The 26,032-nt window shown below is 71.8% G+C and carries 23 protein-coding genes and 1 tRNA gene; 8 read left to right on the forward strand and 16 right to left on the reverse strand.

Annotation, left to right across the window (positions count from 1 at the left end; genetic code table 11):
- Positions 1-24: 24 nt before the first annotated feature.
- From eno to ACULK4_RS12365, 4 genes are all read right to left on the reverse strand, one after another.
- The gene (gene eno, locus ACULK4_RS12350) at positions 25-1,305 is read right to left on the reverse strand and encodes a phosphopyruvate hydratase (RefSeq protein ID WP_445966948.1); all 1,281 of its coding nucleotides are present in this window, start codon (positions 1,303-1,305) and stop codon (positions 25-27) included.
- A 136-nt stretch (positions 1,306-1,441) separates the two neighbouring features.
- Positions 1,442-2,722, reverse strand: coding sequence for a histidine--tRNA ligase (gene hisS / locus ACULK4_RS12355; protein ID WP_445966947.1), 1,281 nt, complete (start codon positions 2,720-2,722; stop codon positions 1,442-1,444).
- A 57-nt stretch (positions 2,723-2,779) separates the two neighbouring features.
- Positions 2,780-3,220, reverse strand: coding sequence for a DUF6841 family protein (locus ACULK4_RS12360; RefSeq protein WP_445966946.1), 441 nt, complete (start codon positions 3,218-3,220; stop codon positions 2,780-2,782).
- Positions 3,221-3,252: 32 nt separating this feature from the next.
- Entirely contained in the window at positions 3,253-3,921 is a 669-nt protein-coding gene (locus ACULK4_RS12365) for a nucleoside triphosphate pyrophosphohydrolase (protein WP_445966945.1), read from the reverse strand.
- A 168-nt stretch (positions 3,922-4,089) separates the two neighbouring features.
- Between ACULK4_RS12365 and nhaA the strand changes: the two genes are divergently transcribed.
- Positions 4,090-5,292 carry a Na+/H+ antiporter NhaA gene (nhaA, locus tag ACULK4_RS12370; RefSeq protein ID WP_445966944.1) on the forward strand — a complete coding sequence of 401 codons (1,203 nt, stop codon included), beginning with the start codon at positions 4,090-4,092 and terminating at the stop codon, positions 5,290-5,292.
- Positions 5,293-5,370: 78 nt separating this feature from the next.
- Here the strand turns inward: nhaA and mfd are convergent, their stop codons facing one another.
- Entirely contained in the window at positions 5,371-9,045 is a 3,675-nt protein-coding gene (gene mfd, locus ACULK4_RS12375) for a transcription-repair coupling factor (protein ID WP_445966943.1), read from the reverse strand.
- A gap of 125 nt (positions 9,046-9,170) precedes the next feature.
- On the opposite strand from mfd, the gene ACULK4_RS12380 reads away from it, so the two are divergent.
- Positions 9,171-9,881 carry an RNase H family protein gene (locus ACULK4_RS12380; RefSeq protein ID WP_445966942.1) on the forward strand — a complete coding sequence of 237 codons (711 nt, stop codon included), beginning with the start codon at positions 9,171-9,173 and terminating at the stop codon, positions 9,879-9,881.
- Between the two features lie 26 nt (positions 9,882-9,907).
- Here the strand turns inward: ACULK4_RS12380 and pth are convergent, their stop codons facing one another.
- Together pth and ACULK4_RS12390 are read right to left on the reverse strand one after the other, a co-directional pair.
- Entirely contained in the window at positions 9,908-10,492 is a 585-nt protein-coding gene (gene pth, locus ACULK4_RS12385) for an aminoacyl-tRNA hydrolase (protein ID WP_445966941.1), read from the reverse strand.
- Positions 10,493-10,652: 160 nt separating this feature from the next.
- Positions 10,653-11,294: a 50S ribosomal protein L25/general stress protein Ctc gene (locus ACULK4_RS12390; RefSeq protein ID WP_445966940.1), complete on the reverse strand. Its 642-nt coding sequence runs from the start codon at positions 11,292-11,294 to the stop codon at positions 10,653-10,655.
- A gap of 237 nt (positions 11,295-11,531) precedes the next feature.
- Here ACULK4_RS12390 and ACULK4_RS12395 point away from each other — a divergent pair, with 237 nt between their 5' ends.
- The 5 genes from ACULK4_RS12395 (at position 11,532) to ACULK4_RS12415 (ending at position 14,976) form a co-directional block, all read left to right on the forward strand.
- Complete coding sequence (locus tag ACULK4_RS12395; protein ID WP_445966939.1) at positions 11,532-12,251, forward strand: FadR/GntR family transcriptional regulator; 720 nt, start codon at positions 11,532-11,534, stop codon at positions 12,249-12,251.
- A gap of 147 nt (positions 12,252-12,398) precedes the next feature.
- Positions 12,399-13,868, forward strand: a complete 1,470-nt coding sequence (gnd, locus tag ACULK4_RS12400; protein ID WP_445966938.1) for an NADP-dependent phosphogluconate dehydrogenase — start codon at positions 12,399-12,401, stop codon at positions 13,866-13,868.
- A gap of 37 nt (positions 13,869-13,905) precedes the next feature.
- Entirely contained in the window at positions 13,906-14,262 is a 357-nt protein-coding gene (locus tag ACULK4_RS12405; RefSeq protein WP_445966937.1) for a YidH family protein, read from the forward strand.
- Positions 14,263-14,272: 10 nt separating this feature from the next.
- Positions 14,273-14,614: a DUF202 domain-containing protein gene (locus ACULK4_RS12410; RefSeq protein WP_445966936.1), complete on the forward strand. Its 342-nt coding sequence runs from the start codon at positions 14,273-14,275 to the stop codon at positions 14,612-14,614.
- Entirely contained in the window at positions 14,611-14,976 is a 366-nt protein-coding gene (locus ACULK4_RS12415) for a hypothetical protein (RefSeq protein WP_445966935.1), read from the forward strand. The genes ACULK4_RS12410 and ACULK4_RS12415 overlap by 4 nt, the downstream gene beginning before the upstream one ends.
- Before the next feature lie 37 nt (positions 14,977-15,013).
- On the opposite strand, the gene ACULK4_RS12420 is transcribed toward ACULK4_RS12415, so the two are convergent.
- The 4 genes from ACULK4_RS12420 to ACULK4_RS12435 form a co-directional block, all read right to left on the reverse strand.
- Positions 15,014-16,714 carry a long-chain-fatty-acid--CoA ligase gene (locus ACULK4_RS12420; protein ID WP_445966934.1) on the reverse strand — a complete coding sequence of 567 codons (1,701 nt, stop codon included), beginning with the start codon at positions 16,712-16,714 and terminating at the stop codon, positions 15,014-15,016.
- Complete coding sequence (locus tag ACULK4_RS12425; protein ID WP_445966933.1) at positions 16,714-17,685, reverse strand: ribose-phosphate diphosphokinase; 972 nt, start codon at positions 17,683-17,685, stop codon at positions 16,714-16,716. Before ACULK4_RS12425 ends, ACULK4_RS12420 begins: the two co-directional genes overlap by 1 nt.
- 38 nt (positions 17,686-17,723) lie before the next feature.
- On the reverse strand, positions 17,724-19,172 hold the full coding sequence (glmU, locus tag ACULK4_RS12430) for a bifunctional UDP-N-acetylglucosamine diphosphorylase/glucosamine-1-phosphate N-acetyltransferase GlmU (RefSeq protein ID WP_445966932.1): 1,449 nt from the start codon (positions 19,170-19,172) through the stop codon (positions 17,724-17,726).
- A gap of 1 nt (position 19,173) precedes the next feature.
- Positions 19,174-19,245: transfer RNA gene (locus tag ACULK4_RS12435), tRNA-Gln, on the reverse strand.
- Positions 19,246-19,358: 113 nt separating this feature from the next.
- On the opposite strand from ACULK4_RS12435, the gene ACULK4_RS12440 reads away from it, so the two are divergent.
- Complete coding sequence (locus tag ACULK4_RS12440) at positions 19,359-19,856, forward strand: MarR family winged helix-turn-helix transcriptional regulator (protein ID WP_445966931.1); 498 nt, start codon at positions 19,359-19,361, stop codon at positions 19,854-19,856.
- 132 nt (positions 19,857-19,988) lie between these two features.
- Here ACULK4_RS12440 and ACULK4_RS12445 read toward each other — a convergent pair whose 3' ends face one another.
- The 5 genes from ACULK4_RS12445 to ACULK4_RS12465 form a co-directional block, all read right to left on the reverse strand.
- Positions 19,989-20,648 carry a methionine ABC transporter permease gene (locus tag ACULK4_RS12445; protein WP_445966930.1) on the reverse strand — a complete coding sequence of 220 codons (660 nt, stop codon included), beginning with the start codon at positions 20,646-20,648 and terminating at the stop codon, positions 19,989-19,991.
- A complete protein-coding gene (locus ACULK4_RS12450; RefSeq protein ID WP_445966929.1) occupies positions 20,648-21,691 on the reverse strand; it encodes a methionine ABC transporter ATP-binding protein in 1,044 nt (347 codons plus the stop codon). The genes ACULK4_RS12445 and ACULK4_RS12450 overlap by 1 nt, the downstream gene beginning before the upstream one ends.
- A 136-nt stretch (positions 21,692-21,827) precedes the next feature.
- Positions 21,828-22,715, reverse strand: coding sequence for a MetQ/NlpA family ABC transporter substrate-binding protein (locus ACULK4_RS12455; protein WP_445966928.1), 888 nt, complete (start codon positions 22,713-22,715; stop codon positions 21,828-21,830).
- A 190-nt stretch (positions 22,716-22,905) separates the two neighbouring features.
- Entirely contained in the window at positions 22,906-24,813 is a 1,908-nt protein-coding gene (locus ACULK4_RS12460; RefSeq protein ID WP_445966927.1) for an ABC-F family ATP-binding cassette domain-containing protein, read from the reverse strand.
- Between the two features lie 157 nt (positions 24,814-24,970).
- Positions 24,971-25,942 carry a putative endonuclease domain-containing protein gene (locus tag ACULK4_RS12465; protein ID WP_445966926.1) on the reverse strand — a complete coding sequence of 324 codons (972 nt, stop codon included), beginning with the start codon at positions 25,940-25,942 and terminating at the stop codon, positions 24,971-24,973.
- Positions 25,943-26,032 lie beyond the last annotated feature (90 nt).

The following is a 26,032-nucleotide window of genomic DNA, read 5'->3' on the forward strand; positions in this document are numbered from 1 at the left end:
CCGTCTGGTCGTCTCTCGGACGTGCTACGCCGTGAAGCGCGGGAATGCCGTGCGGCCCGCGTACACCGCGGCCTCGCCGAGCTCTTCTTCGATCCTCAGGAGCTGATTGTACTTGGCGACCCGCTCGGACCGGGCGGGCGCGCCCGTCTTGATCTGGCCGCAGTCGGTCGCGACGGCCAGGTCGGCGATGGTCGTGTCCTCGGTCTCGCCGGAGCGGTGCGAGAGCACGGCGGTGTAGCCCGCGCGCTGCGCCATCGTGACCGCGTCGAGGGTCTCGGTGAGCGTGCCGATCTGGTTGACCTTGACCAGGATCGAGTTGCCGACCTGACGGGCGATGCCGTCTGCCAGGCGCTTCGGGTTGGTCACGAACAGGTCGTCGCCCACCAGCTGCACCCTGGTGCCGAGCGAGGACGTGAGCTCGGTCCAGCCGTCCCAGTCGTCCTCGGCGAGCGCGTCCTCGATCGAGATGAGCGGGTACGCGGCGGCGAGCTCGGCGTAGTACGCGTTCATGTCGGCCGCGGTGCGGTCCTGGCCCTCGAAGCGGTAGACGCCGTTCTCGAAGAACTCGGTCGCGGCGACGTCGAGGCCGAGCGCGATGTCGGTGCCGAGCGTGAAGCCGGCCGCGCCGATCGCCTCGGCGATCAGGTCGAGCGCCGCGCGGTTGTTCGCAAGGTCGGGTGCGAAGCCGCCCTCGTCGCCGAGGCCGGTCGAGAGGCCCTTCGACTTGAGCAGGCTCTTCAGCGCGTGGTACGTCTCGACGCCCCAGCGGAGGCCCTCGGAGTACGTGTCGGCCCCGACGGGCAGGATCATGAACTCCTGGATGTCGACGCCCGTGTCGGCGTGCGCGCCGCCGTTGATGATGTTCATCATCGGCACGGGGAGGACGTGGGCGTTGGGCCCGCCGAGGTAGCGGAACAGCGGCAGGTCGGCCGAGTCGGCCGCGGCCTTCGCGACGGCGAGGCTCACGCCCAGGATGGCGTTCGCGCCGAGGCGACCCTTGTTGTCGCTGCCGTCGGCCTCGATGAGGGTGGCGTCGATGACGCGCTGGTCGCTGGCGTCGAGGTCCTCGATGGCCGGGCCGAGCTCGTCGAGCACGGCGTCGACGGCCTTCTGCACGCCCTTGCCGAGGTAGCGGTCCTTGTCGCCGTCGCGCAGCTCGTACGCCTCGAACGCGCCGGTCGATGCGCCCGAGGGCACCGCGGCCCGCGAGACCGTGCCGTCGTCGAGCAGGACCTCGACCTCGACGGTGGGGTTGCCGCGCGAATCCAGGATCTCGCGTGCGCCGACAGCTTCGATGAATGCCACAGTGAACTCCTCTGTGATGGGGGTGTGCGTGGACGACTCCGTCGTGGCCCGCACGACAGTCTAGGACCCTCGTCCCGAGCCCGCCTCGCGTATGTCGCCGCACGCGGTCCGGCGCTCAGGGCCACGCGAGCCGCGGTCAGGCGGCGAGGTCGCGGAACTCGAGCGACGCGGCATCCGTCGTCTCGGCCGTGACGGGCGCCCACGCGTCGAAGCCGTCGGCGGTCACGCGGTCGAGCAGCGCGCGCAGGTTCTTCACGCGCCGCTCGAAGCGCACGCGCATGCCGGATGCCACGAGCTCGTGCTTGAGCGTGAGCAGCTCGCCCGGCGCGACATCGCGGTCGTGGACGAGCACGACCGAGCGCGGCTGGCCCTCGTCGCCCACAGCGAGCAGGTCGACGATGCGCTCGAACCCGATCGAGAACCCGCACGCGGGCACCTCGTGGCCGAGGAAGCGCCCGATCATGTGGTCGTAGCGTCCGCCGCCGCCGAGCGAGTAGCCGTGGTCGGGGTGCGCGATCTCGAAGATCGTGCCCGTGTAGTAGCCCATGCCGCGCACGAGCGTCGGGTCGAAGTCGACGGGCGTGCCGGGCAGGGCGTCGCGGAGCGCGACCAGGTCGTGGAACGCCTCGAGGTCGAGCCAGGCGGGCGGCACACCTGGCTCGGCCCGCGACGACCCGCGATCGCCGAGGTGCCAGTCCGCGTTGGCGAGCTGGCGCAGCTCGTCGGCGACGCCGGGGCGGTCGATGCCGAGCGTCGCGAGTTCGGCGGACACGCCGTCGGGGCCGATCTTGTCGAGCTTGTCGATCGTGATGAGCGCGCGCTCGCGCAGGTCGTCGGGCACGCCCCACGAGCCGAGGATGCCGGCGAGGATCCGGCGGTCGTTCAACCGGATGCGGCATCCCTCGAGGCCGAGCGCGTCGAGCGCGGCGACGGTCGCGGTGAGCAGCTCGAGCTCGGCCAGCGGGCCGGCGTCGCCGATGATGTCGATGTCGCACTGCACGAACTGGCGGTAACGGCCCTTCTGCGGGCGCTCGGCGCGCCAGACGGGCGCGATCTGGATGGCGCGGAACACCGGGGGCAGTGCCGCGCGGTGGGTCGCGTAGAACCGCGCGAGCGGCACTGTGAGGTCGTAGCGCAGGCCCAGGTCGGCGAGCGAGAGCGCGTCGCCCGACTCGGCCGCCGCCGCGAGGTCGTCGGGCGTGAGCCCGCGCTTCATGACCGCGAACGCGAGCTTCTCGTTGTCGCCGCCGAGGCCGGCGTGCAGCCGCGACGAGTCCTCCATGACCGGGGTCTCGATCTCGTCGAACCCGTGTGCCGCGTACACCCCGCGGATCACCGAGAGCGCGTGCTCGCGGCGGGCCTTCTCGGCGGGCAGGAAGTCGCGCATGCCGCGCGGGGGCGTCACGGTCTGGGCCATGCGCCCCATTCTTCCAGCAGCGGATGCCGCGGCCCGAACCGGCCGCACCCGCGCCGGTCACCCGCCCAGGTCGACGCCCTTGCGTTTCGCGAGGTCGGCGAGCTGCTCGGCGTCGTCGATCCCCACCGCGAACCGCACTCGCAGCTCGCCGTCGTCGCCCTCGACGACGTAGTACTCGTAGTCGCTGCGGCTCATCCGATCGCGCGACTCGTCGAGGAAGTGCCAGCGCACGCGCACCCGCGTGATGCGGTCGGTGATGGGCGCCTCCTCGAGCAGTTCGTGCTCGACGCCGGCGAGCCCGAGCGCGCGGTACAGCGGATACGAGGACTCGAGCGCGACGACGAGCTCGTCGTCGCTGCCGAGCGCGCCGGCGAACCCGTCCGAGAGGATGGCGCGCGGCTCGCCCCACAGCGCCGCGCTCGCGCGCGCATCGAATGCGGCGAGTGCCGCCCCGTAGCGTCCGAGGAACTCCGTGAGCCGGGCCCGTTGGATGGTCATGGCCGCAGGGTACGCCCGCGACGCCTCGGTGGTCAGCGGGTTGACGCCGCCTCGGCAGCGCGGACGTCGTCCTGCAGCCCGCGCACGGCGTGCCGCAGCGCGCGTTCGGCGTCGAGCCCCTGTTCGCGAGCGGATGCCACGAGCGCGAGCAGCACGTCACCGAGCTCGTCCTCGGTGGCGGGCGCGTGCGCGGCATCCGTCGTCTCGCGGGTCACGCCGACCTTCTCGGCCTTGCCGAGCAGCTTCTGCGCGAGCGCGAGCGCGGGCATGCCCTGCGGCACGCCGTCGAGCACGCTCGTGCGGTGGGGCTTCTCGCCGGCCTTCAGCTCGTCCCAGAAGGCGACCACGTCGGCGGCGGTCTCGGCCTCGCGGTCGCCGAAGACGTGCGGATGCCGCGCCACCATCTTCGCCGTCATGTGCCGGGCGACGTCGTCGATGTCGTAGTCCTCGCCCGGGGTGTGAGCGGCGAGGTCGGCGTGGAACAGCACCTGGTAGAGCACGTCGCCGAGCTCCTCGATCATCTCCTCGCGCGAGCCGGACTCGATCGCGTCGATGAGCTCCCAGCACTCCTCGACGAGGTACTGCACGAGCGACTCGTGGGTCTGGTCGGCGTCCCACGGGCAGCCGCCCGGTCCGCGGAGCCGGCCGACCATCGCGACGAGCTCGAGCAACCCGTCGCCGGGCACGGGTGCCTGCGTCATCCGTCGTCACCTTCCCGTCCGCGCGGTGCGGCTCCTCCCAGCGAGCGTAATCGCGGGCCGGTAGACTCCACACCCAGGAGTGCCGGGAAGTCTGGTCGGCCGACGCGATGCGTCGTTCACGTCCCTGCGCGCCTTCGGCCGGTCGCGCTCGTCTCCCCCAGAGGTGCCATGAACTTCCTCCGCTCCGAGCGCGTGTCCGCGACGCTCCTGCTGTCCGCCGCCGTGCTCGGCCTGCTCCTGGCGAACCTCGCCTTCGGCTCCGCCCTCGTCGACCTGAAGCACGCGTACCTGCAGGTGCCGTTCACCCCGCTGAAGCTCTCGGTCGGCCACTGGATCAGCGACGGACTGCTCGCGATCTTCTTCTTCATCGTCGCGGTCGAGCTGCGTCGCGAGCTCGTCATCGGCGAGCTCAACAGCATGTCGAAGGCGGCGCTCCCGGCGATCGCGGCCCTCGGCGGCGTCATCGTGCCCGCGCTGGTGTTCCTCGCGTTCGCGGGAACGGCCCCCACCGCCGACGGCTGGCCGATCCCCACCGCGACCGACATCGCCTTCGCGCTCGGCGTGCTCGCGATGTTCGGCCGGTTCATCCCGACACGCGTGCGGGTGTTCCTGCTCGCGCTGGCCGTGCTCGACGACCTCATCGCGATCCTGCTCATCGCGTTCTTCTTCACTGCAGACGCCGACCTCACGTGGATCGGCTTCGCGGCGATCACGGTGACGCTGTTCGGCATGACGAGCCGGCTGCTGCGACCGCGTTCGCCGTACGTGCTCTCACGCCGGGCGCAGTGGCCGGTCATCGTCACCCTCGTCGTGCTGGGCGTCTTGACGTGGAGCTTCGTGTACCTCTCGGGCGTGCACGCCACGATCGCGGGCGTGATGCTCGGCCTGGTCATGTCGCGCCGGCCCGCCGGGCGGGCCCTCCACGAGCTCGAGCCCTGGTCGAACGGCGTGATCCTGCCCCTGTTCGCATTCTCGGCGGCGCTCGTCGCGATCCCGCAGGTGCGCCCGAGCGAGCTCGACCCGGCCTTCTGGGGCATCCTCGTCGGACTCCCGGTCGGCAAGATCGTGGGCGTCACGATCGTCGGCGGCATCGCCACCTGGTTCGTCGGGCGGCGCAAGGGCCTCACGCCGCTGACCTGGGCCGACATCCTCACGGTCGGCGCGCTCGCCGGCATCGGCTTCACGGTGTCGCTGCTCATGAACGAGCTGGCGTTCCGCGAGTATCCCGAGGTGATCGACCAGGGCACCGTGGCGGTGCTCCTCGGCTCGGGCGCCGCGATGGTCGTCTCGGCCGTCCTCGTCACGATGCGCTCGCGGCACTACCGCAGGCTGGGCGAGGCCGAGGGCGTCGGCGGCGCGCTCTCGCGCTGACGTCGCGGTCCACCGCGCACGCGCCGTCTGGCAGCGGATGCCGCGGCATCCGTCGCACCCGACGCCCGGCCCGCTCCGTCAGCCCGCCGACGCGGCAGCCGCGGCGCCCGCATCGGCCGGCTGCTCGGCCGGGAAGATCACGTCGATGAGGTTCGACACCCACGCGATCAGGTCGGCGTCGCCCGGCGCTTCGCCGCCGGGCGTCGGGAACGGCACGAGGATCACGTCGTTCTGCGGGAACAGCTTCGCGCCCGGGTACATGCGCTCGAGCCGTACGCGGCGCGAGTCGGGCAGTCTCGCCGGGGCGATGCGCAGCTTGGACCCGGTCGCGATCACGTCGGAGAGGCCCGCGAGCTGCGCCGTGCGGCGCAGGCGGGAGATCGCGACGAGGTGCTCGACCGCCTCGGGCGGCTCGCCGTACCGGTCGACGAGTTCCTCGACGACGAGGTCGATCTGGCCGTCCTTCGCGGCCGGACCGCTCGCGGCCGACAGCTTCTGGTATGCCTCGAGACGCAGTCGCTCGCTGTCGACGTAGTCCTCGGGGATGTGCGCGTCGACCGGCAGCTCGAGCCGCAGCTCCGTCTGCCCCTCGGCGACCTCGCCGCGGAACGCGTTCACGGCCTCGCCGATCATGCGCAGGTAGAGGTCGAAGCCGACGCCGGCGATGTGCCCGGCCTGCTCGGCGCCGAGGAGGTTGCCCGCGCCGCGGATCTCGAGGTCCTTCAGCGCGACCTGCGTGCCGCTGCCGAGCTCGTTGTTCGCCGCGATGGTCTCGAGCCGGTCGTGCGCGGTCTCGGACAGGGGCTTCGCCGGGTCGTACAGGAAGTACGCATACGCGCGCTCGCGGCCGCGGCCGACCCGGCCGCGCAGCTGGTGGAGCTGGCTGAGGCCGTACTTGTCGGCGCGGTCGATGATGATCGTGTTCGCGTTGGTGATGTCGAGACCGGTCTCGATGATCGTCGTCGAGACGAGCACGTCGAAGCGGCGCTCCCAGAAGTCGACGACGATCTGCTCGAGCACGTGCTCGTTGAGCTGGCCGTGCGCGACGGCGATCCGTGCCTCGGGCACGAGCTCGGCGAGCTGCGCCGCGACGCGGTTGATCGAGGACACGCGGTTGTGCACGAAGAAGACCTGGCCCTCCCGCAGCATCTCGCGCCGGATGGCGGCGGCGACCTGCTGGTCGGAGTAGGGCCCGACGTAGGTCAGGATCGGATGCCGGTCCTCGGGCGGCGTCGCGAGCGTCGACATCTCGCGGATCCCGGTCACCGCCATCTCGAGCGTGCGCGGGATGGGCGTCGCGCTCATGGCGAGGATGTCGACGTTGGTCTTGAGCTTCTTCAGCTGGTCTTTGTGCTCGACGCCGAAGCGCTGCTCCTCGTCGATGACGAGGAGGCCCAGGTCCTTGAACCTCACCTTCTCGGTGAGGATGCGGTGGGTGCCGATCACCATGTCGACGGTTCCGTCGGCGAGGCCCGCGACGGTCTCCCGGACCTCCTTGTCGGTCTGGAACCGGCTGAGCGCCCGGACGTGCACGGGGAACCCGGCGTACCGCTCGGCGAACGTCTCGAGGTGCTGCTTGACGAGCAGGGTCGTCGGGACGAGCATCGCGACCTGCTTGCCCTCCTGGACGGCCTTGAACGCGGCGCGCACGGCGACCTCGGTCTTGCCGAAGCCCACGTCCCCGGCGAGCAGTCGGTCCATGGGAATGGGCCGCTCCATGTCGGCCTTGACCTCGTCGATGGTCTGCAGCTGGTCGGGGGTCTCGGCGTACGGGAACGCCTCTTCGAGCTCGTGCTGCCACGGGGTGTCCGGTCCGAACGCGTGGCCCTTGGCGGCCATGCGCGCGGAGTAGAGCTTGACGAGCTCGACCGCGATGTCGCGCACGGCCCGGCGTGCCCGGCTCTTCGCCTGCGCCCAGTCGCTGCCGCCCATCTTCGACAGCGACGGCGCCTCGCCGCCGACGTACCGGGAGAGGAGGTCGAGCTGGTCCATGGGCACGTACAGCCGATCGCCCGCCTGCCCGCGCTTGGACGGCGCGTACTCGAGCACGACGTACTCGCGGATGGTCTTCGGCGGCGCCTTGATGCCGGCGGTGCGGCTCGGCCCGGTCGGCCGCGCCCCGGCGACCTCGCGCTGCACGAGCTCGACGAAGCGCCCGATGCCGTGCGTGGCGTGCACGACGTGGTCGCCCGGCTTCAGCTGCAGCGGGTCGACGACGTTGCGCCGGCGGCTCGCGAGCTTCTTTCCCTGCCGCGTGTCGTACCCGGCCGATCGGCCGTAGAACTCGGCCTCGGCGACGAGCCCCAGCTTCGCCTCGGGCACCTCGAACCCCGCGGACGCCTGCGCCTGCACGAGGAACGCCACGCCGGGCTCGAGCTCGGCCGGCACCTCGTCGACGAGACGGCCGGCCAGCCCGTGCTCGGCGAGCACGTCGCGGGCGCGCTCGACGAGCCCGTGCCCGGCCGCGGCGACGACGAGGCTCCAGCCGTCGCGAAGGCGCTCGCCGACGTGCGCGACCGCGCCTTCGACATTGCCCTGGAAGCTCGGCACGCTCGACGCGGCGACTCGCACGTACGCGGCATCCGCCACGCCGGCGGTCTCGCCGATGGCCTCGGCGGCGTCGCCCTGGTCGAAGCTCGAGAAGGTCCACCACACGCGCTGCGTGTCGGGCTCGCCGGGCGCGCTGAACAGCGCAGACTCGCGCAGCGCGCGCACGGTGAGGAAGTCGCCGGCCTCGAGATCGATGGGCGCGGCTGCGCCGGCGGTCGCGGCGTTCCAGGCGGCGGCGAGGAACTCGCGGTTCGTCTCGGCGAGGCTGACCGCGCGCGACGCGACGCGCTCGGGCGCGACGACGGCGACCGCGGCCCCGGCCGGCAGGTACGACGTGACGGGCACGAGCCGGTCGAGCAGCGCCGGCGCGAGCGATTCCATACCCTCGACGGGGATGCCCTCGGCGACCTTCTCGAGGATGCCGGCGAGGTTCGGGAACTCGTGCACCATCTCGCGCGCTCGCTGGCGGACGGGCTCGGTGAGCAGCAGCTCGCGGCTCGGCGGCAGCTCGACGCGCTCGACCTTCTCGGGCAGCGACCGCTGGTCGGCGACCGAGAACGCCCGCAGCTCTTCGACTTCGTCGCCGAAGAAGTCGACGCGCACAGGGTGGTCGGCCGTCGGCGGGAACACGTCGAGGATGCCGCCGCGAACCGCGAACTCGCCGCGCCGCGAGACCATGTCGACCCGCGAGTAGGCGAGGTCGACGAGCCGCAGCGAGATCTGCGAGAGGTCGTGGCCGCGTGCGCCGGTGGCGAGCACGATCGGCGCGAGGTCGCCGAGGTTGTCGGCCACGGGCTGCAGTGCCGCTCGCACCGACGCGACGACGACGAGCGGATGCCGCGCCCCCTCGGCCTCCCACGTGCGGAGTCGACGCAGCGCCTGCAGGCGCCGCCCGACGGTCTCTGCCGACGGGCTGAGCCGCTCGTGCGGCAGGGTCTCCCACGCCGGGAACTCGAGCACCTCGGCGTCGTCGAGGTACGGCTCGAGCGACGCGCGCAGTGCCTCGCCCTCGCGGCTGGTCGCGGTGACGACGAAGAGCGCGGGCGCGCGACCGGCCTCGGCGCGGCGCCGGAGCAGCCCGGCGAGCAGCGGCGCGTCGAGGCCGGCGGGCGCCGAGAAGTCTGCGTTGCGCTCGGCCTCGGCGAGGGCTCGTTCGATCGTGGAGGCGCGCGAGAGCGCCGTGTTCAAGCCCTGCAGGATCACCGGAGCAGTCTACGCGCGCCCGCTGACAGCGCGCCCGTCGAGCCCGCCCTGCGACCTCCGCCGTCGGCGCCGCCGGATAGCATGGCGACGCCGCGACGACCCCGCGAGCACGAGGAGGCACCACCGTGATCATCGCCGCCGCCGACGGATCCGCACTCGGCAACCCCGGCCCGGCCGGCTGGTGCTGGTACGTCGACGACGGATGCTGGGCCGCGGGCGGCTGGCCGCACGGCACGAACAACCAGGGCGAGCTCACCGCGGTGCTCGAGCTGCTCCGCGCGACCGCGCACCTCGACGAGGAACTCCTGGTGCAGTGCGACAGCCAGTACGTGATCAACGCGCTCACCAAGTGGATGCCGAACTGGAAGCGCAAGGGCTGGCGCAAGGCCGACGGCTCCCCCGTGCTGAACCTCGAGCTCATGCAGTCGCTCGACGACGCACTGCGCGGGCGGCGGTACCGGTTCGAGTGGGTGCGCGGCCACAGCGGGCACCCGATGAACGAGGCGGCCGACGAGCGGGCGCGCGCGGTGGCCCTCGCCTACCAGAAGGGCGGCGGCGACGTCCCGGCCGGTCCCGGCTGGTCCGGGGCCTGCGAGCCCGCGGTCGACGCGCTCGTGTCGCCGGCGCCCGACGAGCCGGCCGTCGACATCGCACGCGACCGCGCCGTCGACGACGGCGCACCCGCCGACGACGCCGCGCTGTTCGACTTCGACGATCCGACCGCCGACTGGACCGCGCTCTCGCTCGAGCTCACGACCGAGGAGCACACGCGACTGGTCGAGCGTGCGCGCGCCGCGGGCGTCTCGCCCGAGGAATTCCTTCGCGGCCTGATCTGACGGCGAGACCCGCGACGCGGCGGCGGCTACGCCGGCGAGTGGAACCGCTGCTGCGCGGCGACGAGCCCGTCGGAGACGATCGTCTCGACGGCGTCCGCGGCATCCGACAGCAGGTTCGGAAGCGCCTCGCGCTCGGGGCCGGCGAAGTCGCGCAGCACGTAGTCCGCGGCATCCATGCGACCGGGCGGGCGGCCGATGCCGACGCGCACGCGCGTGAACTCGGGTGATCCGGCGGCCTTCTGGATGTCGCGCAGCCCGTTGTGGCCGCCGTGCCCGCCGCCGCGCTTGAGCCGCACGGTGTCGAACGGGAGGTCGAGCTCGTCGTGCACCACGATGAGCCGGTCGACCCCGAGCGAGTAGAACTTCAGCAGCGCCGAGACGGGCCCGCCCGAGGTGTTCATATAGCTGTTGGGCTTGGCGAGCACGAGCTTCGGCCGGCCCGGCCCGAGGAACCCCTCGGCCACGCGCGACGGCGTCTTGTGGCTCTTGAACGTCGCGCCGATGCGCGCGGCGAGCTCGTCGGCGACCATCTGGCCGACGTTGTGGCGGTTGGCGGCGTACTGCGTGCCGGGGTTGCCGAGGCCGACCACGAGCCAGGTGTTGTCGGACACGACGGGTTCCTTCCGGCGATGCAGGAGGCGGGAGAGCAGGTTCACGGATGCCTCCGGAGCAGGGGTGGGTGGGAACGGCGGAGGGCCTGCGGCCCGCGTTCCGAGCGTACCCGGATGCGGCCCCGCAGGCCCTCTCGACGAATCGTCGGGGTGCGGTCGGCTACTCGGCCGACTCGCCCTCGGCGCCCTCGGCGGCAGCCTCGGCCTCGCCCTCGGCGGCCTCGCCCTCGGCGGCCTCCGCGGCCTCCTCGCCCAGGTCGACCTTCTGCGGCACGTGCACGTTCACCACGAGCACGTCCTCGTCGCTGATGAGCGTGGCGCCCTTGGGCAGCTCGATGTCCTTCGCGAGCAGCTGCGTGCCCTCGTCGAGGCCCTCGACCGAGACGGTGACGTTCTCGGGGATGTGGGTCGCCTCGACCTCGAGCAGCAGGGTGTGCGCGTCGAGGTCGGCGATGGTGCCGGAGGCCGGCTCGCCCTCGACGTGCACGGGCACCTCGACCTGGACCTTCTCGCCGCGCTTGATGACGACGAGGTCGATGTGCTCGATGAGCTGGCGCACCGGGTCCTTCTGCACGTCCTTGACGAGCGCGAGCTGGCTCTTGCCCTCGATCTGCAGGTCGAGCACGGCATTGGCCTTGCGGATCAGCAGCGAGACCTCGTGGCCGGGCAGCGTGAGGTGCCTGGGGTCGGTGCCGTGGCCGTAGAGCACGGCGGGGATCTTGTGGGTGGCGCGGATCTTGCGCGCCGCGCCCTTGCCGAACGACTCGCGCAGTTCGGCGACGATCTTGTTGTCTTCGTCCATGGTGATGGCTCCTTGCGGGCTCGCGGCCCAGAGTGGGGGTTTCTGATGTCAACTCGAACGCCCGGGACTGCGCGGTCGCAGCCAGCGTGAGGAACAGCCGTGAGTCTCGTTCCACCGCGTCGATAACGGATGCCGCGCCCGGGCGAGCCCGGCTCCGGCGGCATCCCTCGCCGAAGTTCAATCGCCCAGTCTACCGGATCCCGCGGGTCGGGCATTCCGCGCCGATATCCTCGACGCATGAGCTCCCGCCTGCACGACCTGGCCGTCGAGCACCTGGGCACGCGGATCGTCTCCGGCGAGCTGGCATCGGGCTCGGTGCTGCGCACCGAGTCGCTCGAGGAAGACCTCGAGGTGTCGCGATCGGTCGTGCGCGAGGCGGTGCGGGTCGCGCAGTCGCTCGGACTCGTCGAGAGCGTGAAGCGCGTCGGCATCCGCGTGCTGCCGATGAGCTCGTGGAACCTGTTCGACCCGTCGGTGATCCGCTGGCGACTCGCCTCGGAGCAGAAGGGCGCCCAACTGCGTTCGTTGACCGAGCTGCGTACGGCGGTCGAGCCGCTCGCCGCGGAGCTGGCGGCTCGCTTCGCCCCTGCCGAGCTCGGCGCCGCACTCATGGGCATCGCGGCGGGAATGCGCTCGGCCGGGCGCGCGGGCGACGCCGCGCGGTTCCTCGAGCTCGACGTGGAGTTCCACCGCACCGTGCTGCGCGCGTCGGGAAACGAGATGTTCGCTGCGCTGGGCGACGCGGTCGGCGAGGTGCTGCGCGGCCGCACGTCGAGCGGGTTGATGCCGACGCGCCCCAGCGAGGACGCGATGCAGTGGCACGTCGACGTGGCCGACGCGATCCTCGCGGGTCGAGCGGATGCCGCCCGGGAGGCCATGCTCCGCGTGCTCGGCCGCACCGCCGATGACGTCGAGCGCATCTGGCGCGAGGCGCCCCGGGCGCTGCCCGCATCGTGATGCCGGATGTGGCGTCACGGGCGTCACACCGCGGCATCCGGTTCTTAAATCAGACTTATTCGCTGCCATACTGGTTGACGTCTGATTCTTGAGTGGCACCCACCTTGCTAGCGTGGTGCCGGTACCCCCACGAGCAGGAGCATGCGCATGCCCGAGAGCACCACCACCGCAACCGCCAACATCGGAGTCGTCGGCCTCGCCGTGATGGGCTCCAACCTGGCCCGCAACCTCGCGAGCCGCGAGGGCAACACGGTCGCGGTCTTCAATCGCTCCCCCGAGCGCACCCGGACCCTCGTCACCGAGCACCCCGAGGCCGGCTTCGTCGACAGCGCGAGCTACGACGAGTTCGTCGCCTCGCTCGCGAAGCCCCGAACCGCGATCATCATGGTGCAGGCAGGCAAGGGCACCGACGCGGTGATCTCCGAACTCGTCGAGCGCTTCGAGCCGGGCGACATCATCGTCGACGGCGGCAACGCGAACTTCCACGACACCATCCGCCGCGAGGCCGAGATCAAGCCGACCGGCATCCACTTCGTCGGCGCGGGCATCTCCGGCGGCGAGGAGGGCGCGCTCAACGGCCCGTCGATCATGCCCGGCGGCTCGGCCGAGTCGTACGAGACGCTCGGCCCGATCCTCGCCTCGATCGCCGCGGTCGCCGAGGGCGAGCCGTGCGTCACCCATGTCGGCACCGACGGCGCGGGCCACTTCGTCAAGATGGTGCACAACGGCATCGAGTACGCCGACATGCAGCTCATCGCCGAGGCCTACGACCTCATCCGCCAGGGCACCGGCAAGAGCCCGGCCGAGATCGCCGACATCTTCGGCGAGTGGAACACGGGCGAGCTCGAGAGCTACCTCATCGAGATCACGGCCGAGGTCCTGCGACAGACGGATGCCGCGACCGGCCGGCCCCTGGTCGACGTCATCCTCGACGAGGCCGGCGCCAAGGGAACCGGCGCCTGGACGGTGCAGAACGCCCTCGACCTGGGCGTGCCCGTCTCGGGCATCGCCGAGGCCGTCTTCGCTCGGAGCCTCTCGTCCAGGCGTGCGCAGCGCGACGCCGCGGCCGACCTGCCCGGCCCGTCGGCCGAGTGGACGGTCGCGCCGGAGGACGCCGACGCGTTCGTGGAGGACGTGCGCCGTGCCCTGTACGCGTCGAAGATCATCGCCTACTCGCAGGGCTTCGACGAGATCGTCGCCGGGGCCGAGCAGTTCGGCTGGGACGTGAAGAAGGGCGACATCGCGAAGATCTGGCGCGCCGGCTGCATCATCCGCGCCCGGTTCCTGAACCGCATCGCCGAGGCCTACGGCGACGACCCGGGGCTCGTCGCGCTCGTCACCGCGCCGTACTTCCGCGAGGCCGTCGCCGGCACGCAGGAGAGCTGGCGTCGCGTGGTGCAGGTCGCCGCCGGCGCCGGCATCCCCACGCCCGCGTTCTCGTCCTCGCTCGCCTACTACGACGGACTGCGCGCCGACCGGCTTCCGGCCGCGCTCGTGCAGGGACAGCGCGACTTCTTCGGCGCGCACACCTACCGGCGCGCCGACCGGCCCGGCGTCTTCCACACGCTGTGGTCGGGCGACCGCTCCGAGATCGAGACCACGCCCTCGTCGCACTGAGCGCGAAGGGGCATCGAGCGCGAGGGGGCGCGGGCGCATGGTGGCGAGACGATCGTGGCAGCAGGAGGGGCGCGACCCCGACTACCGGTTCACGCTCGCGAACGAGCGCACGTTCCTCGCCTGGATCCGCACCGCCCTCGCCCTGATCGCGGGCGGCGTGCTGCTGCACCAGTTCGCGACCGCGCTCGAGCCGCGCATCGTGCTGGTCCTCGTGGCGGTGGGCCTCGGCGTCGTCTCCACCGCGCTCAGCGTGATCGCGTACACGCGGTGGCGGGCGAACGAGATCGCGATGCGACACGGGCGACCCCTCCCCTACGGCTGGGCGCTCCCCGTGCTCGCAGCGACGAGCCTCGCCACCGCCGCCGTGCTGACGATCGTGCTGATCGTCTCGTGAGGGCGTCGCCGTGACCGCGTACCGCATCCCAGCGACCGGCGACCCCGGACTCCAGCCCGAGCGGACCGCGCTCGCCTGGGGTCGCACGTCGCTGGCGATCGCGGTGAACGCGCTGCTCTCGCTGCGCGCCGGGCTGCTGCTCGGCGAGCCGTCGCTCGTCGCGATCGGCGCGCTGCTGTTCGCGGCCGCCGGCGGGGCGGTCGCGATCGGCGCCGCTCGTCGCGCGCAGCTCTCCGGCGACGAGCTCACGATCACGCCCCCGCGCTGGGCGCTCCCGGGCGTGGCCGCGGCGACCGTGCTCGCGAGCGTCGCCGGCATCGCATCGGTGCTCGTGGAAGGATCGGCGGGGTGAGCGATTCGCATCCCGAGCTCTTCGACGACGGCGACCGGCGCGACGACCGCCCGGTCCGCACCGACCGTCGCCGCCGCGCGCTGCGCATCGTGGTGCTGATCGCGCTCGCCGGCATGCTGGCGCCGCTCGTGCTCTCGGCCTACGGCGTCGCCCGCGCGGCCGCCGAACGCGCGTGCGCGATCTACGCCCTCGACTACAGCGCCAACGCGACCTCGAGCGTGAGCTTCGACCTCTTCGCCGAGGGTGGCGCGGGCTGGCTCTGCTTCGCACGGGTCGGGCCCGGCGACCGCGGGATCCTCCTCGGCAACCTCGGCGTCATGCCCGCCGCGCCGCGCCCGGCCGCGCCGGGGCGCGACGCGTAGCTCGCCAGCTCACTACGGCGGCGCGCGCCGCTCGAGGTCACTGCGCGAGCAGCCGCTCCTTGACCTGCCGCCGGATCACCTTGCCGATGAGCGAGCGCGGCAGGTCGTCGACCTGGATGATCCGCCTCGGCACCTTGTACGGCGTCAGACGCTCGCGCCCGAGCGACCGGATCGACTCGGCGTCGAGCGTCGCGCCGGGCCGGAGCACGACCGCGGCGACGACCTCCTCGCCCGCCCGCTCGTCGGGCAGCCCGACCACTGCGCAGTCCTCGACGTCGGGGTGGTGGCGCAGTGCCTCCTCGACCTCGCTCGGTGCGACGTTGAAGCCGCCCGTGATGATCAGTTCCTTGATGCGGTCGACGATGCTGACGAAGCCGTCGTCGTCGATCGTGACGATGTCACCCGTTCGGAACCACCGGGCGCCCCCCTCGGGGTCGTCGACGAAGACCGCCTCGGTCTCCTCGGGCTGCTTCCAGTACCCGCCGAACACCTGCGGGCCGCGCACGATCAGCTCGCCGCGCTCGCCGGGCGGCACGTCGCGCGTGGGCTCGTCGGGGTCGACGACGCGGCACTCGGTGCCCGGAAGCGGCAGGCCGACCGTGCCCGCCTTGCGAGTCGGCGCGACGGGGTTCGCCATGAGCACGGGCGAGCACTCCGACAGCCCGTAGCCCTCGACCAGGTAGCCGCCGGTCTGCGCCTCCCACGGCTCGACGACCGAGGGCGACAGGGGCATGGCGCCCGAGATGGCGATGCGGATGCCGCGGAGGGACACGCCCTGCTCGACCGCCGCAGCCGTGAGCCGCTCGTAGATCGGCGGCACGGCCGGCAGGAACGTCGGCGGCCGCTCCTTCACGACCTTCAGTACGAGGTCGGGGTCGAACTTCGGGAAGAGGACGAGCCTCGAGCCCATGCTCATCGCGAACGTGAGGCAGAGCGTGAGCCCGTACGCGTGGAACATCGGCAGCACCGCGTAGACGACCGACGTGCCGCGCTCGATCTCGGGCACCCACGCCCGCGCCTGCGCGGCGTTGGCGAGCAGGTTGGCGTGCGTGAGGACGGCGCCCTTGGGGTAGCCGGTCGTGCCGCTCGTGTACTGGATCAGCGCGACATCGTCGACGCCGGGCGAGGTGATGTGCGCGTCGACGGGGTCGGACGCCACGACCTCGCGCCACGGCACGGCGCCCTGCACGCGCGTGGTCAGCGCTGCGCGGGACTCGCGCGCCTTCGCGACGGGCAGGCGCAGCAGCGCCCGCGTCGCGAACGGCATCGCCCGCGTCACGTCGACCGACACGACGTGCTGCACGCGCACGTCGGCGGGGAACGCCTGGATCGTCTCGACGACCTTGTCCCACGCGATCACGACGCGTGCCCCGTGGTCTTCGAACTGGTGCCGCAGTTCGCGCGGGGTGTACAGCGGATTGTGCTCGACGACGATGCCGCCGAGGCGCAGCACCGCGTAGAACGCGACGATGTGCTGCGGGCAGTTCGGCAGGACGATCGCGACCGGGTCGCCGGGCTGCACCCCCAGGCGGCGCAGGCCCTCGGCGGCGCGCTCGATCTGGTCGCCCAACTCGGCGTAGCTCGTCTCGCGGCCGAAGAACTCCAACGCCGGGCGGTCGGGGTACTGCTCGACCGAGGCGCGGATCAGGTCGTAGAGCGATCCTTCGGGTGCCGGCAGGTCGTGCGGGACGCCAGACGCGTAGCTCCGGAGCCAGGGCCTCGCCGTGGCATCCGCCATCAGGCCGCCCCGTCGAACATGCTGGTCACCGAGCCGTCTTCGAAGACCTCGTGGATGGCGCGCGCGAGCAGCGGCGCGATGGGCAGCACCGTGAGTCGGTCCCAGCGCTTCTCGGCGGGGACCGGCAGCGTATCGGTGACGACGACCTGGTCGATGAAGTCGGACTGCAGGATCTCGACCGCCGGGTTCGAGAACACCGCGTGCGTGGCGGCCACGACGACGCCCGTCGCGCCGCTGGCCTTCAGCGCCTCGGCCGCCTTCACGATCGTGCGGCCCGTGTCGATGAGGTCGTCGACGAGCAGGCACACGCGCCCCTCGACGGTGCCGACGATCTCGTGCACCGAGACCTGGTTCGGCACGAGCGGGTCGCGACGCTTGTGGATGATCGCGAGCGGTGCGCCGAGCTTGTCGGACCAGATGTCGGCGACGCGCACGCGGCCCATGTCGGGCGAGACCACGGTCAGCGACTCGGGATCGAGCTGCGTGCGGAAGTGCTCCAGCAGCACCGGCATCGCGAACAGGTGGTCGACGGGCCCGTCGAAGAAGCCCTGGATCTGCGCGGCGTGCAGGTCGACCGACATGATGCGGTCGGCCCCCGCCGCCTTGTACAGGTCGGCGACGAGGCGCGCCGAGATCGGCTCGCGACCGCGGCCCTTCTTGTCTTGCCGGGCATAGGGGTAGAACGGCGAGACGACCGTGATGCGCTTGGCCGAGGCGCGCTTCAGCGCGTCGACCATGATCAGCTGCTCCATGAGCCACTCGTTGATCGGCGCCGCGTGCGACTGGATCACGAACGCGTCGGTGCCGCGCACGCTCTCGCCGTAGCGGGCGTAGAGCTCGCCGTTGGCGAAGGTGCGCGCGTCGGTCGGCACGAGCTCGGACCCGAGTTCCGCCGCGATCTGCCTGGCCAGCTCCGGGTGGGCGCGCCCCGAGATGAGCACGAGGCGCTTCGAACCGGTGGTCTCGATCATGTGTGCGGTCCTTCCCACCGGTGACGGCGTTTCTCTGGTCAGTCCTCGGCCGGTTCCGCGGGCTCCGCCGTGCCGGCCGCCTCGGCCGCCTCCGCGGCCTTGGTCCCCGCGCGGTGCTCCAGCACCCACCCGTCGATGTTGCGTTGCGGGGCGACGTTCACGGCGAGCGCACCGGCCGGGACGTCCTTGCGGACGACCGTGCCCGCGCCCGTGTAGGCGCCGTCCCCAATCGTAACGGGCGCGACGAACACGCCGTGCGATCCCGTGCGCACGTGCGAGCCGATCGTCGTCCGGTGCTTGTCCACGCCGTCGTAGTTCGCGGTGATGGAGCCGGCGCCGACGTTCGAGCCCTCGCCGATCTCGGTGTCGCCGACGTACGACAGGTGCGGCACTTTGCTGCCCGCGCCGATGCTCGCGTTCTTCGTCTCGACGAACGTGCCGATCTTGCCGTCGGCGCCGAGCACTGTGCCGGGTCGCAGGTACGAGAACGGGCCGACCGATGCGCCGGCGCCGATCACGGCCAGCGTGGCATCCGTTCGCTTCACCTCGGCGTTCTCGCCGATCTCGCAGTCGAGGAGCGTGGTGTCGGGGCCGACGACGGCGCCGGTCGCGATCGCGGTCGCGCCCTTCAGCTGGGTCCCGGGCCGGATCGTGACGTCGGGCTCGATGCGCACGGCGAGGTCGATCCAGGTCGTCGCCGGGTCCTCGATGGTCACGCCGTTGAGCTGCCAACCGCGCACGATCAGGGCGTTGAGGCGGGCCGCGGTCTCCGAGAGCTGCGCGCGGTCGTTGACGCCCGCGACGAGCCACCCCTCGGAGACCGGGCGCGCCTTCACCTCGGAGCCTGCCGCGCGCAGGTGCTCGATGACATCGGTGAGGTACTTCTCGCCCTGCGCGTTCTCGAGCGTCAGGTTCGCGAGCTGGTCGCGCAGCGCGTTCGCGCCGAAGGCGTACACGCCCGCGTTGACCTCGTCGATCGCGAGCTCGGTCTCGGAGGCGTCCTTCTGCTCGACGATGCGGTCGAACGAGCCGTCGGCGGCGCGCACGATGCGGCCGTACCCGGTCGGGTCGTCGTAGCGAGCCGAGAGCACGGAGGCTGCGAGCCCGTCGGCACGGTGGCGCTCGAGGAGCTCGGTCAGGGTGGAAGCGTTGAGCAGCGGCACGTCGCCGTTCAGCACGAGCACCTCGCCCGCGAAGTCGGCGGGGAGCGCCTCGACGGCCTGCTCGACCGCGCGGCCGGTGCCGGGGATGTCGTCCTGGTCGACGATGATCGTGCCGGGCAGCTCGGTCTCGATCGCCTGCGCGACGAGGTCGCGCTCGTGTCGCACCACGGCGACCACGTGCGCGGCGTCGAGCGCCCGGGCGGTGGCGAGCACGTGCGCGATGATCGGTGCGCCCGCGAGCGGATGCAGGATCTTCGGCGTGGCCGACTTCATGCGGGTCCCCTGACCCGCGGCGAGCACGATGATGGCGAGATTGTTGTCCATGCTCCGCCACCAGGATTCGAACCTGGGCCTCACAGCTCCAAAGGCTGTCGTGCTGCCGTTACACCATGGCGGACCGCGCCGACGGAGGCCGCCGAGCGCCTACCAAGTCTGCCACGCGGCATCCGTCGCCCCTGAACGGATGCCGCGAGCGCCCGACGCGCGCGCCGCCGGTGCGATACTGGCCGCATGACGACCGCGGACCGGGACGAGGTGGACCGCATCGTCGACGACTGGGAACGCGAGCGCCCCGACCTCGACTTCGCGCCGCTGCAGGTGTTCTCGCGGGTGGGCAGGCTCGCGAAGCTGCTCGATCGGGCTCGCAGGCAGGCGTTCGAGCGGTCGGAGCTGGAGTCGTGGGAGTTCGACGTGCTCTCGGCGCTGCGGCGGGCGGGCGCACCGTTCCGGCTGCCGCCGAAGGCGCTGCTCGCGCAGACGCTCGTCTCGAGCGGCACCATGACGAACCGCATCGACCGGCTCGTCGCGCGCGGCCTCGTCACGCGCCAGACCGACCCGCACGACGGGCGCGGCATTCTCGTCGAGATGACGCCGGCGGGACTCACGCGCGTCGACGCGGCGATCACGCGGCTCGTCGACGCCGAGGCCGAACTGCTCGCGGGCCTGCCGCCGGCCGAACAGCGGCGGCTCGCGGCGCTGCTGCGCAAGCTCTCGCTCGGCTTCGCCTGACCCCTCCGCGAGGGGACGCACACTCGGGTTCGCCTGAGCCACGAGGGGACGCACACTCGGGTACGCCTGAGCCACGAGGGGACCCGGGCGGGCGGTACCATCGCAGCTCGCCCCCTCGGCGGCGCGCCCGCGCTACCGCCGCAGCACCCGGCGGGCGAGCCAGTTGCCGAGGTACTGCACGACCTGTACGAACGCAACGATGAGCAGGACCGCCGCCCACGTGACGACCGGTTCGAACTGCCGGTAGCCGTAGAGCTGCGCGAAGTAGCCGAGACCGCCGCCCCCGATGAACCCGGCCATGGCGGTCATGTCGATCACCGCGACGACGATGAACGTGTAGCCGAGGATGAGCGGCCCGAGCGCCTCGGGCACCACGACCGTGCCGAGGATCCGCCAGGGCCCCGCACCCATCGAGCGGGCGGCCTCGATCACGCCGGGCTTCACGGTCAGCAGGTTCTGCTCGACGATCCGGCCGATCGCGAACGACGCGGCGAGCGAGAGCGCGAAGATCGCGGCATCCGTGCCGATGCCCGTACCGATGACCGCGCGGGTGACGGGTTGCACCGCCGCGATGAAGATGATGAACGGGATGGGGCGGAAGAAGTTGATGACCACGTTCAGGCCGTTGTTCACCACGGCGTTGGGCAGCAGGCCGCCGCGCCGGGTCACGTAGAGGCCCGTGCCGAGCAGGAACCCGCCGGCACCGCCGAACACCATCGTGAGCGCCACCATGTAGAGGGTCTCGGCGGCGGCCTCCCAGAACTCGGGGGCCAGTTCGACGAGCGCGTCCATCAGCGGGCCTCCGCCTCGTCGTGCACCGTCACGTCGGCGTGCCGCGCGACCTGCTCGAGCGCACGGGCGACCGCAGCATCCGTTCCACGGATCGCCAGGGTCAGGTGGCCGAAGGCGCGACCGCGGATGTCGTTGATGCCGCCGTAGACGAGCTCGAACTCGAGTCCCGCCGCCGCGAGGTCGACGAAGACCTGCGCCTGCGACGCGTCGCCGTCGCGGAACGAGAACGTGACGATCCGGCCCGCGTGCCGTTCGCGCAGCACCGCGAGCTCGGCGGGCGACGGGACGCCCTTGATGACCGTGCCGACGAAGCGCTGCGACGACGGATGCCGCGGGCCGGAGAACACGTCGAAGACGTCGCCGTGCTCGATCACCCTCCCCCGGTCCATGACCGCGACCTTGGTCGCGATCGTCTGGATGACGTCCATCTCGTGCGTGATGACGACGATCGTGACGCCCTGCTCCTCGTTCACGCGCTTCAACAGCGTCAGCACCTCGTGCGTCGTCTCGGGGTCGAGCGCGCTCGTCGCCTCGTCGGCGAGCAGGATGCGCGGACGGGTGGCGAGCGCCCGGGCGATGCCGACACGCTGCTTCTGCCCGCCCGACAGCTGGTCGGGGTGCGCGCCGGCCTTGTCGGCGAGCCCGACGAACTCGAGCAGCTCGTCGACGCGGGCGCGGATGTCGGCGCCCTTCCAGCCGGCGACCTTCAGCGGGTACGCGACGTTGCCGCGAACCGTCTTCGCCTCGAACAGGTTGAACTGCTGGAAGATCATGCCGATGCCGAGACGGATGCCGCGCAGCTCCCGCTCGGCGCGTCCGGTGATCTCGCGCCCGTCGATGCGGATCGAGCCGCTCGTCGCCGGCTCCAACGCGTTCACGAGCCGGACGAGCGTGGACTTGCCCGCGCCGGAGTAGCCGATGATGCCGTAGACGTCGCCCGCCTCGATCTCGAGGGAGACGTCGTCGACGGCGGTGACTGCGTCGGCTCGCCGGTCGGCGGCCGGGTAGGACTTGGTGACGTGCTCGAGGGTCACGAGCGCCATGGGTGTTCCTCCTTGCGCACGCGCATCCGCGGGTCGAGGAGGCCGGCCGGCCCTCTCGAGACCGATGGGACGGTCTCGAGACACGGGCGAACCGGCTCCTCGACCCGCGGCGCGCACGCGATCGTCGCTGCGCGGGTCAGCCCTGTGCCCGGGTGTCGGCCTCGACCGTGGCAAGCGACTCCCGCAGCTCGTCGACCGACGTGGTGAGCGGCACCGCGGTGTCGCCCGACGCCTCGAGCAGGCCTGCCTGCACCTCGGGGTCGGTCTGGAAGATCTCGACCAGCTCGCGGTACACCTCGTTCTCGGCGTCGTCGGAGCGGGCCGCGAAGATGTTCACGTACGGCAGCGCGTTCGGGTCGGAAGGGTCGTCCTGCGCGATCGCGTCGGCGAAGGTGAGGCCGGCGTCCTCGACGAAATCGTTGTTGATGACGGCGGCCGCGACATCCGGCAGGCTCGTCGGGGTGAGCGACGCCTCGAGCGGGGTGACCTCCACCTTCGAGTTCGCCTCGTCGATGTCGGCGACGGTCGAGAAGATCGAGCCGCCGTCCTCGAGCTCGATGAGCCCGGCCGACTGGAGCACGAGGAGCGCACGTGCGAGGTTCGAGGGGTCGTCGGGCACGGCGACGGTCTCGCCGGCGGGGATCTCGTCGACCGAGTCGTACTTCGTCGAGTACAGCCCGAGCGGGTAGATCGCGGTGGCCCCGACCGGCGTGAGGTCGGCGCCGGCCGACACGTTGTAGTCCGCGAGGTACACGATGTGCTGGAACTGGTTGAGGTCGAGCTCGCCCTCGGTGAGTGCCGGGTTCGGCTGGGCGTAATCGGCGAAATCCACCAGTTCGATCTCGATGCCGGCCTCGGCGGCGGCCTCCTCGAAGGCCGGCCACTGCGGGTCGGACTTGCCGACGACGCCGATGCGGACGACGTCGTCGCCCTCGGCGGCTCCGGCAGACGAGCAGGCGGCGAGGCCGATGACGAGGGGTGCTGCGGCGAGCGCGGCGATGAGCTTGGTTCGGGTGCTGGGCATGACGGTGTTCCTCTTCCACGTGAGCGCGCGCGATCGGATGCTGGTGGCGGATGGTGCCCGGCATGACGAAACCCCACCGCTGGTGGCGGTGGGGCGTCGATGCCGCGTTCGCGAACGCACTTACCACGCTAGGCGAAGATCCTTCGCGTCGATGACACCGTGGTCACCATCTGTCACAGATCCTGCGACACTAGCCTTCGAGCTGCTCGGAAACTTCGAGCCAGCGGGTCTCGAGGTCGGCCACGGCGTCCTCCAGCGCTCGCAACTCGTCGCCGAGCGCACCGAGGCCGACGTAGTCGGACTGGTCGTGCCGGGCCAGCTTCTCGTGGTGGTCGGCGATCTGCGTCTGGAGCTTCTCGAGCCGCCGGTCGATCGACGACAGCTCCTTCTCGGCGGTGCGCCGGTCGGCGCCCGCGAGCTGTGGTGCGGGTCGAGGAGCCCGCTCTGCGGGCGTCTCGAGGCCGGTTGGCGCCGAGGGGGGTCTCGAGACGCCTCCTCCGTCGGCTCCTCGACCCGCAGACGCCGCCCGCAGCTCGAGGTACTGGTCGACGCCCCGAGGGAGGTCGCGCAGGTGCCCGTCGAGGATCGCGACCTGCCGGTCGGTCACGCGCTCGACGAGGTACCGGTCGTGGCTCACCACGAGCAGCGTGCCGGGCCACGCGTCGAGCAGGTCCTCGATCGCGGCGAGCATGTCGGTGTCGAGGTCGTTCGTCGGCTCGTCGAGGATCAGCACGTTCGGCTCCTGCAGCAGGATCATCAGCAGTTGCAGCCGCCGCTTCTGCCCGCCCGAGAGGTCCTTCACGGGCGTCGCGAGCTGCTGGCTCGTGAACCCGAGCCGCTCGAGCAGCTGGCCCGGCGTGAGCTCGACGGCCTTCGAACCCGCCCCGACCACGTAGCTCGTCTTCTGCGCGGCGACCACCGCGGAGACGCGCTCGTCGGCCCACTCGGCGAGTTCGGCGAGCTCCTGGCTCAGCACCGCGATCTTCACGGTCTTGCCGCGCTTGACGCGCCCGGTCGTGGGCTGCACCTCGCCGGTCACGAGCTTCAGCAGCGTCGACTTGCCCGCGCCGTTCACGCCGAGGATGCCCGTGCGCTCCCCCGGCGCGATGCGCCACTCGAGCTCGTGCAGCACGGTCCTCACCGCCGGTCGAGTGGCATCCGGCGAAGCCGGACCCGCATCGAGACCCGCCTGCGCGGCATCCTGCACCGGGTACTCGACGGTGACGTCGAGCAGGTCCACGACGTCCTTGCCGAGCCGCGACACTGCGAGGCGGTTGAGCTCGACCGGGTTGCGCACGGGCGGCTCGTTCTCGATGAGCTGGTTCGCCGCGTCGATGCGGAACTTCGGCTTCGACGTGCGCGCGGGCGCGCCTCGCCGCAGCCAGGCGAGCTCCTTGCGCATGAGGTTCTGGCGCTTGGCCTCGGATGCCGCGGCCATCCGGTCGCGCTCGACGCGCTGCAGCACGTACGCCGCGTACCCGCCCTCGAAGGGCTCGACGATGCCGTCGTGCACCTCCCACGTCGCCGTGCACACCTCGTCGAGGAACCACCGGTCGTGCGTCACGACGACGAGCGCGCCGTCGTTCGCCGCCCAGCGGCCCTTCACGTGGCCGGCGAGCCACGCGATGCCCTCGACGTCGAGGTGGTTGGTCGGCTCGTCGAGGAACAGCACGTCCCAGTCGCCGATGAGCAGCGCCGCGAGGCCCACGCGTCGGCGCTGGCCGCCCGACAGGCTGCCGATCCGGCCGTGCCAGGGGACGTCGGCGAGCAGACCCGCGATCACGTCGCGCGCCTTCGCGTCTCCCGCCCATACGTGCTCCTCGATGCCGCCGACGACGACGTCGGCGACGGTCGCATCGGCGTCGGCCGCGTCGGTCTGGTCGAGCATGCCGATGCGGATGCCGCGGCGCACCGTCACGCGCCCGCCATCGGGCTCGAGCCGCCCGGCGAGCAGCTTCAGCAGCGTCGACTTGCCGTCGCCGTTGCGCCCCACGATGCCGATGCGGTCGCCTTCGTCGATGCCGAGGGTGACCTCGTCGAAGACGGTGCGCGTGGGGAATTCGAGGTGCAGGCGCTCGGCGCCGAGGAGGTGTGCCATGTCGCGCTCAACCCTAGCCACACCGCCTGAGCGCTCTCGCCGCGGGCATCCCCGCGTTCCGCGGGCTCACCGCACCCCCGCCGAGTTGGTGTCATTCGCAACGGTGAGGGGCCCGAGCGTTGCGAATGACATCAACTCGTGGCGGAACGACGAGACCTCAGCCCGGCCAGCCGCGCGCACGGAGCCGCCGCCGCACCCGCTCGGCGAACTGTACGGAATCCCTGAGGCCGCCGTCCGCGCTCACATCGTCCGACGTGGCCTGCACGATGACCCAGCCTGCATCCGCGAGGCCCTCGATTCGACGGATGTCGCGGCGCCACCGGCTCGGCGTCCGATGGAGATCGCTCTGGTACTCGATCCCGACCAGGTACTCCGGGTACGCGAGGTCGATCATCGCGAGGAGCGCACCGCCGGCGTCGAGCACGCGGTGATTCGGCACCGGCTCAGGCAGGTCCGCGCGGACAAGATCGAGTCGGAGGAGTGACTCGCGGCGTGAGAGCGCGCCTCGCCGGGCAAGGGCGTGGGCGGCGCGCAGCGACGCGGCACCACGGCATCCGGGGTGCGCGTCCAGCGCGACCGCGAGTTCGGGCGGCGTGCAGAGCGGCGGGCGCCCGTCGTACGGCTCCGTACCTGTGAGGAGGAAGTCCGCGGCCGCGACGAGATCGTCCGCGGCGAGCAGCGCACCGAGCTGCACCCACGCGGTCGCGGGATCGACCATCCGCAGGCCGCGATGGACGCGCACGTCGATCCGGTCGAATCGCAGGATGTGCCCGTGGACACCGCGCGCTGCGGGCCTCGCAGAACCCCACGGGACCGACACGTGCAAGAGCGGGGGCACGGGATCGAGCTCGTCGGGCTCTGCAGGGCGGTCCGGAAGGGGTATGCCCCACAGCACGGCCGCGGTCTCGTGGTTGAAGACCTGGCGGCGCGGCATCCGCTTGGCGTATGCGCGGGCCAACTCACGGACGGTCGGCGCCTCATCGGCGACCTGGAGCCGTACGCCGTGGAAGGGGCGCATGAGGTCGGCGGCCGCCAGTCGGCGCCAGTGGATGCCGTGGCGGTCTGCCTCGCGACGAGTGAACGACGGCAGGCCGCGGAGCGACCACGGGAGTTCCTGCGAGCGGGGCACCGCCCCAGCGTCCACGATCGCCGGGCCGCACAGGCCCGCTCTCCACAGGTGGGCGCCGCCCCACCCGCGAGTTGATGCCATTCGCATCGC

The sequence above is a fragment of the Agromyces selenitireducens genome, from assembly GCF_052748465.2.

Coding starts and splice junctions, on each gene's coding strand:
- hisS (WP_445966947.1), bottom strand. CDS start 2,722: ATGGCCCAGACCGTGACGCCCCCGCGCGGCATGCGCGACTTCCTGCCC.
- ACULK4_RS12360 (WP_445966946.1), bottom strand. CDS start 3,220: ATGACCATCCAACGGGCCCGGCTCACGGAGTTCCTCGGACGCTACGGG.
- ACULK4_RS12365 (WP_445966945.1), bottom strand. CDS start 3,921: ATGACGCAGGCACCCGTGCCCGGCGACGGGTTGCTCGAGCTCGTCGCG.
- nhaA (WP_445966944.1), top strand. CDS start 4,090: ATGAACTTCCTCCGCTCCGAGCGCGTGTCCGCGACGCTCCTGCTGTCC.
- ACULK4_RS12390 (WP_445966940.1), bottom strand. CDS start 11,294: ATGGACGAAGACAACAAGATCGTCGCCGAACTGCGCGAGTCGTTCGGC.
- ACULK4_RS12395 (WP_445966939.1), top strand. CDS start 11,532: ATGAGCTCCCGCCTGCACGACCTGGCCGTCGAGCACCTGGGCACGCGG.
- gnd (WP_445966938.1), top strand. CDS start 12,399: ATGCCCGAGAGCACCACCACCGCAACCGCCAACATCGGAGTCGTCGGC.
- ACULK4_RS12405 (WP_445966937.1), top strand. CDS start 13,906: ATGGTGGCGAGACGATCGTGGCAGCAGGAGGGGCGCGACCCCGACTAC.
- ACULK4_RS12420 (WP_445966934.1), bottom strand. CDS start 16,714: ATGGCGGATGCCACGGCGAGGCCCTGGCTCCGGAGCTACGCGTCTGGC.
- ACULK4_RS12425 (WP_445966933.1), bottom strand. CDS start 17,685: ATGATCGAGACCACCGGTTCGAAGCGCCTCGTGCTCATCTCGGGGCGC.
- glmU (WP_445966932.1), bottom strand. CDS start 19,172: ATGGACAACAATCTCGCCATCATCGTGCTCGCCGCGGGTCAGGGGACC.
- ACULK4_RS12440 (WP_445966931.1), top strand. CDS start 19,359: ATGACGACCGCGGACCGGGACGAGGTGGACCGCATCGTCGACGACTGG.
- ACULK4_RS12445 (WP_445966930.1), bottom strand. CDS start 20,648: ATGGACGCGCTCGTCGAACTGGCCCCCGAGTTCTGGGAGGCCGCCGCC.
- ACULK4_RS12450 (WP_445966929.1), bottom strand. CDS start 21,691: ATGGCGCTCGTGACCCTCGAGCACGTCACCAAGTCCTACCCGGCCGCC.
- ACULK4_RS12455 (WP_445966928.1), bottom strand. CDS start 22,715: ATGCCCAGCACCCGAACCAAGCTCATCGCCGCGCTCGCCGCAGCACCC.
- ACULK4_RS12460 (WP_445966927.1), bottom strand. CDS start 24,813: ATGGCACACCTCCTCGGCGCCGAGCGCCTGCACCTCGAATTCCCCACG.